Source organism: Spirosoma areae, from assembly GCF_054781775.1.
Genome location: NZ_BAAGTT010000027.1, coordinates 151025 through 163214, shown reverse-complemented (window position 1 = coordinate 163214; position 12190 = coordinate 151025). Strand labels below are relative to the sequence as shown.

The window sequence follows — 12190 nt, the reverse complement described above, 5'->3', positions numbered from 1 at the left end:
GTGCCCACTCAATCTACTTTCATAAACGATCTGCCTATCCGGACCGCGACCGTTACCGACGCGCCAGTTGTTTATACCTTTCTCTGTGAATTAGAAGAAACAGGCATAGACCGGGCCGCTTTTGATACTATATTCCAGCAGAATCTGGCCAATCCATCCGTTCATTATTTAGTGGCTGAACAAGCAGGGGAGGTCATCGGGTTTGTCAGTTGCCATGTTCAGTCACTGTTGCATCATGGTGGCAGGGTGGGCGAAATTCAGGAGTTATTTGTTCGCTCCGATGTTCGCAGTCAGCAAATTGGCCATCAACTTATAGTTGCTCTCACAGCGGTAGCCATCCGGGAGGGCTTCGTCAATCTGGAAGTAACAACCAATCAAAAACGCTTAGACACCCTCCGTTTTTATGAACGTGAATCGTTCAAACAGACTCATTTTAAGTTAGTTAAACCCATCCAATGCTGATGCGCTCCGTTTTTCTCTGCCTGCTGTTCACTACTTTTTCCTTAGCCACCAGTGCTCAATCATCCACAACACAGGATGCTCCTTTAGAACGAAAACTTCGGGCAGCCCTTATGGGCTTTCGGGGCGATGTGGGTGTATTCGTTCATCATCTTCCGACAGGTAAAACCGTTGCTATTAACGCTGATACACTCTTTCCAACAGCCAGCACCGTTAAAATTCCGATTCAATGCGGCCTGTTCGATAAAATTCATAAAGGCGACCTGAAATACGGACAGGAGCTGGTTTATAAAGATTCCCTACATTACGACGATGGCATTGTTGGTTCACTAAAAGACGGGGCTAAAATTCCGCTCAGCGAGGTCGTCATGCTCATGGAAACCGTTAGTGATAACACAGGCAGTTTATGGTGTCAGGCGCTGGCGGGTGGTGGGGCAACCATCAACGCGTGGCTCGAAACAAACGGGTTTCACCAAACGCGCGTCAACTCCCGAACAGCAGGGCGCGAAACCGACCGAACCCGCTACGGCTGGGGCCAAAGCACCCCCCGCGAACTCGCCAATTTGCTGACCTACATCCGGCAGGGACGCGCCGTTAGTCCCGACGCCAGCGACGAAATGTACCGGAATCTGGGGAGGCAATATTGGGATAACGATGGGTTGTCGCAGGTGCCACCGACAGTTAAAACGGCCTGTAAGAACGGGGCTGTTGATCAGTCCCGGTCGGAGGTTGTATTCGTTCATGCGCCCCACGGGGAGTACGTGTATTGCGTCATGACGAAGAACCAGCGGGATCAAAGCTGGGAGCGCACCAACGAAGGGTTTACGCTCTTACGCACTGTCGGGGCCATTCTATGGCGTCATTTTGAACCAAAATCGACCTGGAAACCTGCCGAGGGCTATGAGAAATGGTGGTAACTAAAAAAGCCGCTTTCCACGAGGAAAGCGGCTTTTTTAGTTAAACCTAAAAGGTTTTTGAAACCGCTCCGGCGGCCCGGCTTTTAGGTTTTAAGCGTATGCTCAGTTCAAAAACTTCAGTCGCAGGTCGTTCAATTGGCTACGAATTGACCCGTCAATTTGCTGGTCGCCAACGCGCAGCACGTATCCCCCTATCAGTTTTGAATCTATTTTCTCTTCCAGTTCTACTAATTTGGTACCGGTTGTTTTCATGACCATTGCCTTAAATTTCTCACGCAGGGCGGGCGTTAGCGGCACTGTTGTAACAACAGATGCCCGTTCAATGCCTTTTAGCCGGTCGTATTGATTGATAAACTCCTCAGCGATGGCATCCATAATCCCTTCTCGATTTTTTCGGGCAATAATGTCAAAGAAGGCCATCGTCATCGGATTCACTCGCTTAGAAAAAGCAGCTTTGATAACGGCGCTTTTCTTTTCAGCCCGAACAATGGGGTTCTTCAGCATCAACATCAGTGGCCGACTTTGATCCACGGTGTTTTTAAAGAACTGCATGTCCTTATACATCGTTTCAGTCAGGCCCTTTTCCTGCGCTAAATCCAACAGCGATTTGGCGTAGCGGGCCGCAACAGTAGCAATAGCCATTTCTGATTAGTTTAAGCGTGAATTCGACACTAAGTCAGTTATCAATTTCTCCTGCGACGATTTATCGCTAAGTTCCTTGCGAAGCACTTTCTCCGCAATGTCGAGCGAGAGCGTAACAACCTCTTTCTTCATTTGCGCCACTAATGCCTGCCGTTCGTTCTGCATCGACTCGCGGGCTTGCTCCAGCATCCGTTGCCCTACAGCTTCGGCTTTGTCACGCGAATCGGCTACGATTTTATCGGCGGTTTCTTTCGCACCACGCAGGATAACTTCGCGTTCAGAGCGAGCCTGTGCCAGCAATTTTTCGTTGTCGGCTTTCAGGGCTGTCATTTCCAGCCGTGTTTTTTCGGCCAGGTCAAGCGCACTTTGAATGTTGTTTTCGCGCTCGTTCAGGCTTTCCGTTATGGGTTTCCAGGCAAACGCACGAAGAATGAGAAACAGGCCGAGGAACACCACCACCTGCCAGAATAACAGACCAAGATCGGGAGTAAGTAAGTCCATGAATTTACGATTTACGAAGGACGATGTATGATTTATTCGCACAGATGTACGTTTACAAATCGTACATCCTGATTTTATTCAATCTTTTGTTGGAGAACGTTTGCCCGTCGGCAACCCCAAACGGGCAAACGTTTTCCGGAGAAACAGGTGAGTAGTGGAGCCGGTGCCTATTGCAACCAGCCTACCCGAACTTGAGTGGCTGCTTAAGCTGCGGTAGCGACCAGCAGACAAATAACGGCTGCAAACAGAGCTACGGCCTCAATCAGGGCTGCGATGATCAGCATGGCGGTTTGGATACGACCAGCCGCTTCTGGCTGACGGGCAATGCCTTCCATAGCGCTACCCCCAATACGACCGATACCCAGACCAGCACCAATAGCCGCCAGACCAGCACCGATAGCAGCACCCATAACCGAAACACTGCCACCTGTGGTGGTAGCCTGCAACAATACAGCAAACAACATTGCGAACATAAGCGTCAAACAGATTTATTAGTGAAACAAAAGATTGCTATTCATTAAATGGAAACTGTAAAATGAATACTAGCTAATGAGTTGTTAGACGTCACTATTCATTTTACGGTACCCATTTCTCATTAATGCGCTTCCGCGCCTTCGTAACCGATACCGTGATCAGCTTCGTGATTATCTTCCACCGCGCTACCGATATACATGGCCGTTAGCAGGGTAAAAATGAATGCCTGCAGAAACGCCACCAGCAGTTCGATTAGATTTAGAAACAGGGTAAAGAACAGCACAACCGGACTGATGGACACACTCGTCATCATACCCCCCATGTTGTTGGCCATGAAAATAAGGCCCAGCAAACTCAGAATAATGATGTGCCCGGCGGTGATGTTGGCAAATAACCGGATCATAAGCGACAGAGGCTTCATGAACACGCCCACAATCTCAACCGGAACCATAATGGGCAGCAACGCTACCGGAACACCCGACGGCTTGAAAATGTGCATCCAGTAGTGTTTGTTGCCACTGAAGGTAACGATCAGGAACGTGATAACGGCCAGCACCAGGGTAACGGCAATGTTGCCCGTCAGATTAGCCGCGCCCGGCAGCAAGCCCAGCAGGTTGTTTATCAGAATAAAGAAGAACAGCGTCAGCAGGTAAGGCAAAAACTTCGTGTATTTCGGGCCGATACTTGGTTTGGCAATCTCGTCGCGAACGAACAGAATAATGGGTTCCAGAAGCGACTGAAGGCCTTTCGGTGCCCTGCCTTTGTTTTTGGCATATCCCCGGCTAACCGCCGTGAACACGAGAAGCATGATCACCGCGCTTAAAAACAGCGACGCAACATTCTTAGTGATCGAGAAGTCGTAGACTTTAGCTTCGTGATCGGTTTTCCCGGCTTCATCGACGCGGTGAATTTTGCCGTGTTCGTTTTTATACCCGTTGTAAACCTGCTCATGAGCCAGTCGTGACGAAGAGAAGACTTCTACTCCCCGGTCCTGCGAGTACAGAATAACAGGCAGCGGAATGGTAAGCCCATGCGCCAGCTCCCAACCGTGATCATCTTTAATATGGTGCATAATCATGTCGCCCACATTAAATTTTTCTGTTTTGGCGTGTGCCCCGCCTTCGTGATCCGCGGGTGCATCACCTGTGTGTTCCTGTGCCTGAACACCTGCTAACGAACTCAAAATCAGAGCCGTTGCTACCAATAGTTTATTAATTACCGAACGCATCATATGATGTGACAGATCGTTTTTACGAATCGCGTCGCAAGTTACGCGTAAGCGTCCAAATCTCAAAGCCTGTATAACATAAATATAGTACAAGAAAGTCCAGAACAAAGGCCCCGCGCTGTTCGATGTGGTGGAACAGAAAAAACCCAATGAAGGCTAATCCAAGAATAAGTCGGGCAACGGTAGCGGCTAAATAAAGCGGAATAAAACGCGCCTGATTGCCTTGTAAACCAGTCTCTACCAGTCGATGCGTTAGGAAAGAGACGCTCAGAAAAAACACCAGCAGGCGTTTCCAGCCGGGGTGCAGCCAGGGCGACACAAAATATTGTTCGGCTACGAAAAATACAATTGCTAATAGGATAGTGAACAGGAAAGTACGGAGCATGAAAAGGAGTTTGAGCGGTTGAGTACAGCCTTAAATGACTCTGCGAGGACGCCCTTATTGCTCATTCAGTAGGCCTCTCATATTTCTCCGGGGCAACTTCCCCTCCCGAATCAGCTTGAATTCTTTTAGTCCTTGCTCAATTTGAGCCAGTAAAGGCTGGCTTTCCTCCTCGCTGATAATAAGAGCCTTGAGTTCTTGCCGAACGCGTTTTGGCAGAACTTTATATTGTTCGTAGATGATTTGGGCGGTGCTCATATATAAAATGCGCTATGATTAAAGAGTTGTTCAATTACCTATACTATGTGATGAGTAATAATTGTTGGTTTGCAAATCCTCTTTAATAAGTTCTACTAAATTAACAAGTGAAGCTCGACAATCATTCCAATCTTGTTGTTTGAAAAACTGGAGCCACAAGAAACTACTTAAAATGTTCTTATCATCATCTTTTTTTACATAATCATTTTGTTTTTTCTAAATTCTAAATCATTATACTTTAACATAATTTCTTCCTCTATAGATTGTATAATAGTCATTCTATGCAAATATTCATTACGCGTTTTAATTATATTCCCTCTAATGCCTGCTAAGCGATCATTTTCATTATTTCTTGCAGCTAAATTTATTGCTTTGTATGCTAAAAATATTGTGTTTTTTTGCGAAAAAGTACATTCTTCAAATTTATTATATGAAGTCTTTTTTATATAAACAGAATTAATAGCGTTAATGAAGTTATTAAAGAGTACTACATCATTATGAAATCTTGTGACAAAATAGTACACTAATAGGTCCTCAAACTGATGATGCTCATATTTACAGAATTCAGCAAAATTCGGGCTACCATCAATTAGACCCAACCTATGCTTTTCCATCATAATATTATCAATCACTAATTGCCGTTTAGTGCGATCAGAATGTATGAAATTGTAATCGACTAAATTATCAAAGTCACCATAATCTAAAAAATCTCTAATTAATTTTTCAATATTATCTACTTTTGGCCCTTGTTCAATCAAGTTTTTGAGCGCCACATTACGGTTGTCAGTTGCTTTAGCAAATTCTTCTATTAATTTAGAAAACTGCAAATTAAGTTGATGAATTATATCTTCATGATTTGTTTCTATTATTTCTCTAATTGCAGAAATTTTTTCATTAGACAATCCTACATTATTACTTTCTGTAGATTCTCCTATTTCATTCTCCATTTTATAATTAGTTAAGCTGTTCAAGCTGTTTTAGAAACGCTTTAAAAACATCATCCTCTCCTCCCCGTACCATTCCCAAAAATTGAATCTTCCCGAAAAGTACATTTCTTAATTCAGGAGTTTTCTTGTGCCGCTTAAAGCCTTTCTCTTGTGGGTAAAGGCTCTCGAACCGGGCTTTAGTATGTTCTAAACCATGCTTTTTCCAGTTGTGCAATATGGCTCTCAGGTTGCGAATATAAGCACGATTTACATTCGTTTTTTGATTTACAACCACGCCCGTTACCTCCTGTCGTTGGTTAGGCCGCAAAAGTCTGGTCTTCTTGTCATTCATTGTAAAACCCTCTTCTTCCAAAATCTTTTCTAATCCATAACCCATTTTGTTTAGGGTTTCAGGAGTCGGCTGGTTGAAGCTGAGTGTAATATCGTCCGCATAGCGCGTATAGGTGAAGCCATGTTTAACGGCTAACCCGCTAATGCGATAGTCCATTCGGCGGCAGACAAGGTTTGTGAGGATTGGAGAAGCTGGAGAACCTTGCGGCAAGCGACCCTTAAAACAACAGAAGTTAGCCACGATATGAGCTAACTCAGGCGTAAATCCGTAGTCAGGCAATTGCAGAACAGCTTTGATACGCCCGAAATGAATGGTTGGAAAGAAGTCCTGTAAATCTAGGTTGAAAACGTGCTTTTTACCAACGTGTGGTAGGGCATTTGTTACGATGCTCCGGTTCAGTACAAAGCCATGCGCGGCTTCTGTGGGTTCGTATAGTCGGCTCAAAATCACATTTAATCGTCGCTGGATTTGCTTCAGGGTTTCTTCGGGCGCGTGAATTATTCGTTCTCCCCCCGATTTTTTAGGCATTCGGTGTTCTTTATACTTGCTTTCCAAGTTGTAGTAATAGTGATAAACCTGCCGCACTGAAAATGGCTTATGAGTCAGTTCTAACTTTTCGGCAATCAAACTACCGACAATGTTAAGTAGATTAGTCAAATCTGCTAAGTTTTTGCCAGACTGTAAGGTCTCTTTTATGGTTTGCAGTTCATCGGGTGTGAATTCCATTTATAAGCAGAAAAAAGAAGCACCTGCGGGTATCATCAAAAAAATAAAAATATCAATCATCAGCAACGTCATAACCTCAAAAGTGGGCTATAACGCAAATAAGCATGGCGTAACGCCATACACATCAAGATTTTGCCGCAGGTGCTCCGGCACAAAACTACGCAAAAGACACTACGCTGCCCAGGTATATAGTTCGTGCCGGGCGCGGGTCATAGCTGTGTAACGCCAGCGCAGGCTGGTATTTTGGCGGTCACCATAAAAGGCATTACGGTGGATAATCACGTTATCCCATTCACTGCCTTGTGCTTTGTGGCAGGTAAGCGCATAGCCAAACCGAAACTGAATCGGGTTGTAGAACGGACTGGTTTCCATTTTACCATGCGTGTGCTTGTGCATTTCAGCATGGTAATTTTTCGCAGCGTCCTCATCAAGCATTCCTCTGAAGTAGAGTTCTGTACTGAGCGTATTAAGCAGCGTTTTCGTTTCTACAATAAGCGGCTTGCCATCAATACCTTGAAACTCTACCTGTACATCAGCAAACATTAAGCTCGCGTATTGTTCAGTTTTGCCGACAGCCCGCACATAACCCGTTTCGCTGTTATATATCGTTTGTCCGTTACTCTGCCAGGTTTGATTTACAACCACCTGATCGCCAATGTGCAACCTATCCTGTTCATAGCCAAATTGCTTCCGAATATTACGATTCCAATAGTTCACATCTTTATTGGAGTTCGCTATCAGAATAGCTTTTTCGGAGTTGCCGGGATCGTACAACTGCTCAAAATAACGAGCGGTCTCCCAAGAGCTGCCGGTGGAGTTAACTTTTAGCTTCTGACTATCAGGCGTTTTACTCTGCAAAATACAGTCGCGCATATAGGTGGCGTTGTCCAGTATGTACGAACCTTCTTTAGCCCGCATTGGCTCACTCAAAAAACACTCTTGTCCCACCAGGCTAAATTTCCGGCTAAGATAATCCAGCGTTAAGGCCGGTGATTCGCCTTCTGGTTCGCCGACTTCAACCGGAGGAAGTTGGCAAGGGTCGCCAACGAACAGAAACTTATTCCGGTCATTTCCTCGCTTAGCAAAATCAACCAAATCAGACAATAATGCTCCCGACTGCTGAAAACGCTCACTTCGCGACACTTTATCGCTAATCATTGAGGACTCATCAACGAGATAAATTGTAAACTGCCTGTTATCGTTTGGCTTGGGCAGAAATCGAACACCCAGGCCTTGTGGTAACTGTTCCAATTTATAGATAGTCGAATGGATTGTCCGGGCGTTAAGTTCACCGCCCAAAGCCATGTTTTTGGCTGCTTTGCCCGTAGGAGCAACCTGAACTACATTTACACCGTTCTCCAATAGAAAGCTGACAATGCGCCGGGTAAGAAAGGTCTTACCAGTTCCCGCTGAGCCTTTTAGAATGTGCATCATCAGTTTAGAATCCACATCAGCAATTGACTCAGTGATTCGATTGAAGCAGTCCGCTTGCTGTTTGTTAAACGAAAAAGAAGAGTTACTGATCATTCGCTGCAATAGCTTTTGGTTAGAAGCCGATGCAAAGATATCTGTCAAGTATGCAATACTGATTCATACTTGATATTATTTTTCTATATTTACGAAAAAAATCCTATGTCTGCTACCAAAGAACAATTGCGCCGATTAATGGAGTTAGACAAATTTCTTCAGAAAGCGCAACAATGGAAAGTATCTGAACTACTGCAAAAACTTGCTAATGAAGCTGATATTCAGGTTAGCGAACGTACATTGAAGGATGACTTAGCTTTTCTGATCACCGAAAGTAAAGGCTTACTAATTAATCGAAAAATAGGCCGGGAATGGTTTTGGTTTTACACTGATTCAACGTACTCTCACTTTAAGAAATCATTGCTTCCAACTGAATTCAGCAATCTAAAGAAGATGATTAGCACGTTTAAAGAGTGGGGTGATCTGCCATTTTGGGAGGAAATCGAATTAATGCTGAGTCAGTTTGAAACTCGATTTGCCTTCGATAATCAACCCAACCGTAAGCTGATTGAATTTCAAAAACCTATGTCAAGGAGTGGTAATCAATGGCTTGGCATTTTGTATAAATTCATTGATGAACAGAAAGTCACAAAAATATTATACCGCTCTCTTCGTACTGGAAAATATGTCACCAGTGACATTCACCCATATCTTTTGAAACAGTTTAACAACCGTTGGTGGCTAATTGGTTGGGCTGGCAAGTCTATGACTAATGTGGCTCTGGAAAGTATCTATGAAATAGAGAAGTCTGATACTATATACGACAACCAGCCCGTTTTTGACCCAAATACTTATTTTGAAAATGTTATAGGTGTTACCGTTAATGCAGGCTCTGCCGAACTCATCCGTCTGAGAATTGCTAATGAAAGTGTGGAGTATTTGAGAACTAAGCCGATACATCACACACAGCATGAAGAGAATGAGGAGGGAACAGAAATCACTCTTAAACTCATTCCTAATTTTGAGTTGGTTCAGGCAATTCTTCAGTATGGAAACAAAATAGAAGTATTAGAGCCTGAAAGTCTACGAACAACAATTGGCGATATATTAAAAGACGCTGTTAAAATATACATAAACGCCTAACTACTATTTTTCCGTCAACTGACGAATGAATAAATACAGTGACGCCCCGATGGCCGTCAACGACAGCACAATCGTCCAGATGGGGCGGGCATTCTGTTGCCAGGCATCTAACTTCATGCCCGCCCACACGCCCAGCCCGATGGTGCCGAGCATCTGAAACGCGATGCCGCTAAACTGAACAAACGACGTTGTCTTTTCGGTTACCTTCTTCAGTGGCTCATCGCCCCGAATCGGCTTATTTAGGTCATGCGGGGCGGGTTGGTCGGGGTCGTTTTCCATAGAATTAAGGAGTTAACTGCAATATGCCATGCAAAATTCGTTAATTTGGCCTAACGTTCCATATTGCCAGACCGGCCTGCAACGTTTTACTACGAGTGACCACGCGTTATTTCCGAATGTCCCGCTATTTCCGTTACCTCCCAATTCTGTTTCTTACGGTCCTTGCTCCACTGACCGGCGGGCTGGTTTCGTGTTCGCAACACAGCACAAAGGCGGTTAGCAAAGGGTATCATAACCTGACCGCGCATTACAACGCCTATGTTATTGCGCGGGATGAGATTAAGGAAGCCGAGCAGATTCTGTTCAAAAACAGGCAGGAAAATTATAACCAGTTGCTGCCCATTCTGTTGCCGGTCGATTCAAATGCGACAGCTTTAGTAAGACCGCAGTTGGATGATGCCATCAAAAAAGCGTCGCTGATTCCCGAACGGCACCAAAACAGCAAGTGGCTCGACAATGGCTATATTCTCATTGGCAAGGCACGGTTGCTCAAACAGGATTTGCCCAACGCCATAGACGTGTTCAAGTATGTGAATACGAAAGGCACAAACGAAAACGACAAGCATACAGCGCTGGTGGGTTTGATGCGGGCGTATGTGGAAGCGAGCGATTATACCAATGCGCTGAACGTGGCGGAATACCTCAGAAACCAACCCCTCAATAAAGTCAATACCCGCGACTTTTACTTAACAAAAGCGTATCTGCACGAACGTCAGGGCGAATATGCCGTTGCCGTTGGTATTTTAGAAGCGGCATTTGCTTTGCTGAAAAAAGGCGAAGCCACAGCCCGACTGCATCTGATTGCCGGGCAACTCTACGATTTGCTTGGCCAACCCGCCAAAGCTGTTGACCACTACCAGCAGGTACTCAGCTCAGGTCCAACCTACGATCAGTCGTTCTATGCCAATCTATACGCGATTCAAAGCAATGGCCTGACGGGCGACCAGAAACGCATGGCTCAGTCGACAGAAACGTTTGAGCAATTATTGAGCGACCGCAAAAACGCGGACCTGAAAGATAAGATTTATTTCACGATGGGCCTGCTCGAGTCCCGCAGCGGTCGGATTGATAACGCAATAAACTTGTATAGTAAGTCGATTCAGGCGGCAGGGGCTAACACAACGCAGGTACCTTATACGTATCTGGAAATTGGTAAATTGTACTTTGAGAAAAAAACCGACTACGCCCACGCGAAGGTGTACTACGACAGTGCACTGGCGCTGCTTCCCAAACAATCGCCCGATTATGCCGCCCTCTCGACTCGAAAAAAAACCCTCGATGACTTTGTTCAATACAAAAATACCATCCGAACCGACGACAGCCTGCTGACTTTAGCCAACATGGAACCAGCCGCCCTTGATAAGCTACTGGACCGGGCAATTGACCAGCGCGAGAAAGAGGATAAGGCTCAGGCAGCACTGGCCCAGCAAATTGTGGATAAGGCAACGGGGGGTAATGTCAGTACAATGCCAGGCGCTACCAATTCCAGTTTGCCGCCCGCCGAACGCTGGGCGTTGTACAATCCAATTGCCCTAAGCCAGGGACGGCAGGAATTTGGCGTGCGCTGGGGAAACCGCCCCCTTGAAGACAACTGGCGACGCACCAATAAAGAAGCGTCGACATCGGTGGCTGGTGTGAATAGCCCGCTCAACGGGACATCGCCCGCCAATGCGGTAAATCCAAATGCCCCGCTGCAACCGTCCGATGCATCAGGAGCAGGACCTGCTCTTTCTGGCCCGGCTACGGGTCGAAAAGCGCAGAAAGATGCAATGATGACCAAAATTCCGTTTACCAAAGAAGCGCAGGCAGGAGCAAATCAACGAATTGAAACGGCGCTGTATAAACTGGGGAAACTCTACAAATTTGAGCTTAACCAGCCTGCTGATGCTATTCCAGCGTTTGAGCAACTGCTGAGCCGGTATCCGAACACCCTTCAGAAACCAGAAGTTTATTATTTACTGCATCTCTCCAATGAGCAGTTGAGCAAACCCTCTTCCTGGAAGGATAAATTGCTGGCCGAGTACCCAAATACATCCTACGCCCGCCTGACCGGGCGTATTGCCGCCCAAACGACGGACTCTGAAGCACAGGTACTTAAAACATACACCAGCATTTATGAACTTTATAAAGTCAATAACAACACGGAGGCACTGGCCCGCGCCGAAGCGGCTATGGGTAGCTTTGCTGGCAGTCAGTTAGAGGACAAACTGGCCCTGTTGCGGGTTATTTTGGTTGGTAAAGTCCAGACCGTCGATGCGTATCGTCAGGCATTAGCCGAATTTGTACGTGATTATCCGGCCAGTCCGCTGGTATCCCGCGTTAAAGAAATGCAGGTGGCTGCTGAACAACCAACCGCGAATAGAAAGTAAGTTGTGGTGTTCAACGTTTGAGCCGGGCCGCCGGTGCGGTTCCAGGTTGAAGATAATGCCAAACTTG

At 45.8% G+C, this 12190-nt stretch carries 14 protein-coding genes; 4 read left to right on the top strand and 10 right to left on the bottom strand.

Annotated features, from left to right (window positions below; translation table 11 throughout):
- Together ACYVI1_RS14855 and ACYVI1_RS14850 are read left to right on the top strand one after the other, a co-directional pair.
- The gene (locus ACYVI1_RS14855) at positions 1-462 is read left to right on the top strand and encodes a GNAT family N-acetyltransferase (RefSeq protein ID WP_460911392.1); all 462 of its coding nucleotides are present in this window, start codon (positions 1-3) and stop codon (positions 460-462) included.
- The gene (locus ACYVI1_RS14850; protein WP_460911391.1) at positions 462-1376 is read left to right on the top strand and encodes a serine hydrolase; all 915 of its coding nucleotides are present in this window, start codon (positions 462-464) and stop codon (positions 1374-1376) included. Before ACYVI1_RS14855 ends, ACYVI1_RS14850 begins: the two co-directional genes overlap by 1 nt.
- A gap of 102 nt (positions 1377-1478) precedes the next feature.
- On the opposite strand, the gene atpH is transcribed toward ACYVI1_RS14850, so the two are convergent.
- The 9 genes from atpH to ACYVI1_RS14805 all read right to left on the bottom strand — a co-directional run bounded on the left by atpH (position 1479) and on the right by ACYVI1_RS14805 (position 8392).
- Positions 1479-2018, bottom strand: a complete 540-nt coding sequence (gene atpH / locus ACYVI1_RS14845) for an ATP synthase F1 subunit delta (protein WP_460911390.1) — start codon at positions 2016-2018, stop codon at positions 1479-1481.
- 6 nt (positions 2019-2024) lie between these two features.
- Positions 2025-2519, bottom strand: a complete 495-nt coding sequence (gene atpF / locus ACYVI1_RS14840; RefSeq protein WP_460911389.1) for a F0F1 ATP synthase subunit B — start codon at positions 2517-2519, stop codon at positions 2025-2027.
- Between the two features lie 203 nt (positions 2520-2722).
- The gene (atpE, locus tag ACYVI1_RS14835; RefSeq protein ID WP_460911388.1) at positions 2723-2992 is read right to left on the bottom strand and encodes an ATP synthase F0 subunit C; all 270 of its coding nucleotides are present in this window, start codon (positions 2990-2992) and stop codon (positions 2723-2725) included.
- A gap of 122 nt (positions 2993-3114) precedes the next feature.
- Positions 3115-4224: a F0F1 ATP synthase subunit A gene (atpB, locus tag ACYVI1_RS14830; protein WP_460911387.1), complete on the bottom strand. Its 1110-nt coding sequence runs from the start codon at positions 4222-4224 to the stop codon at positions 3115-3117.
- A gap of 19 nt (positions 4225-4243) precedes the next feature.
- The gene (locus tag ACYVI1_RS14825) at positions 4244-4606 is read right to left on the bottom strand and encodes a hypothetical protein (RefSeq protein WP_460911386.1); all 363 of its coding nucleotides are present in this window, start codon (positions 4604-4606) and stop codon (positions 4244-4246) included.
- 54 nt (positions 4607-4660) lie between these two features.
- Complete coding sequence (locus ACYVI1_RS14820) at positions 4661-4861, bottom strand: hypothetical protein (RefSeq protein WP_460911385.1); 201 nt, start codon at positions 4859-4861, stop codon at positions 4661-4663.
- Positions 4862-5055: 194 nt separating this feature from the next.
- Positions 5056-5808 carry a hypothetical protein gene (locus ACYVI1_RS14815; protein ID WP_460911384.1) on the bottom strand — a complete coding sequence of 251 codons (753 nt, stop codon included), beginning with the start codon at positions 5806-5808 and terminating at the stop codon, positions 5056-5058.
- Positions 5809-5815: 7 nt separating this feature from the next.
- A complete protein-coding gene (locus ACYVI1_RS14810) occupies positions 5816-6865 on the bottom strand; it encodes a reverse transcriptase domain-containing protein (protein WP_460911383.1) in 1050 nt (349 codons plus the stop codon).
- Positions 6866-7036: 171 nt separating this feature from the next.
- Positions 7037-8392, bottom strand: coding sequence for an ATP-dependent DNA helicase (locus tag ACYVI1_RS14805; protein ID WP_460911382.1), 1356 nt, complete (start codon positions 8390-8392; stop codon positions 7037-7039).
- Positions 8393-8497: 105 nt separating this feature from the next.
- On the opposite strand from ACYVI1_RS14805, the gene ACYVI1_RS14800 reads away from it, so the two are divergent.
- Complete coding sequence (locus ACYVI1_RS14800; RefSeq protein ID WP_460911381.1) at positions 8498-9475, top strand: helix-turn-helix transcriptional regulator; 978 nt, start codon at positions 8498-8500, stop codon at positions 9473-9475.
- Positions 9476-9478: 3 nt separating this feature from the next.
- Here the strand turns inward: ACYVI1_RS14800 and ACYVI1_RS14795 are convergent, their stop codons facing one another.
- Positions 9479-9754 (bottom strand): AtpZ/AtpI family protein, encoded by a 276-nt coding sequence (locus tag ACYVI1_RS14795; RefSeq protein WP_460911380.1) that lies wholly within the window; start codon positions 9752-9754, stop codon positions 9479-9481.
- Between the two features lie 116 nt (positions 9755-9870).
- On the opposite strand from ACYVI1_RS14795, the gene porW reads away from it, so the two are divergent.
- Positions 9871-12123 carry a type IX secretion system periplasmic lipoprotein PorW/SprE gene (gene porW / locus ACYVI1_RS14790; protein WP_460911379.1) on the top strand — a complete coding sequence of 751 codons (2253 nt, stop codon included), beginning with the start codon at positions 9871-9873 and terminating at the stop codon, positions 12121-12123.
- Positions 12124-12190 lie beyond the last annotated feature (67 nt).

Excerpts from the sequence above, each read along its gene's own strand:
- atpB (WP_460911387.1), bottom strand. The coding sequence starts at position 4,224 with ATGATGCGTTCGGTAATTAATAAACTATTGGTAGCAACGGCTCTGATT.
- ACYVI1_RS14820 (WP_460911385.1), bottom strand. The coding sequence starts at position 4,861 with ATGAGCACCGCCCAAATCATCTACGAACAATATAAAGTTCTGCCAAAA.
- atpF (WP_460911389.1), bottom strand. The coding sequence starts at position 2,519 with ATGGACTTACTTACTCCCGATCTTGGTCTGTTATTCTGGCAGGTGGTG.
- ACYVI1_RS14815 (WP_460911384.1), bottom strand. The coding sequence starts at position 5,808 with ATGGAGAATGAAATAGGAGAATCTACAGAAAGTAATAATGTAGGATTG.
- atpH (WP_460911390.1), bottom strand. The coding sequence starts at position 2,018 with ATGGCTATTGCTACTGTTGCGGCCCGCTACGCCAAATCGCTGTTGGAT.
- ACYVI1_RS14800 (WP_460911381.1), top strand. The coding sequence starts at position 8,498 with ATGTCTGCTACCAAAGAACAATTGCGCCGATTAATGGAGTTAGACAAA.
- atpE (WP_460911388.1), bottom strand. The coding sequence starts at position 2,992 with ATGTTCGCAATGTTGTTTGCTGTATTGTTGCAGGCTACCACCACAGGT.
- ACYVI1_RS14805 (WP_460911382.1), bottom strand. The coding sequence starts at position 8,392 with ATGATCAGTAACTCTTCTTTTTCGTTTAACAAACAGCAAGCGGACTGC.
- porW (WP_460911379.1), top strand. The coding sequence starts at position 9,871 with ATGTCCCGCTATTTCCGTTACCTCCCAATTCTGTTTCTTACGGTCCTT.
- ACYVI1_RS14810 (WP_460911383.1), bottom strand. The coding sequence starts at position 6,865 with ATGGAATTCACACCCGATGAACTGCAAACCATAAAAGAGACCTTACAG.
- ACYVI1_RS14850 (WP_460911391.1), top strand. The coding sequence starts at position 462 with ATGCGCTCCGTTTTTCTCTGCCTGCTGTTCACTACTTTTTCCTTAGCC.
- ACYVI1_RS14825 (WP_460911386.1), bottom strand. The coding sequence starts at position 4,606 with ATGCTCCGTACTTTCCTGTTCACTATCCTATTAGCAATTGTATTTTTC.
- ACYVI1_RS14795 (WP_460911380.1), bottom strand. The coding sequence starts at position 9,754 with ATGGAAAACGACCCCGACCAACCCGCCCCGCATGACCTAAATAAGCCG.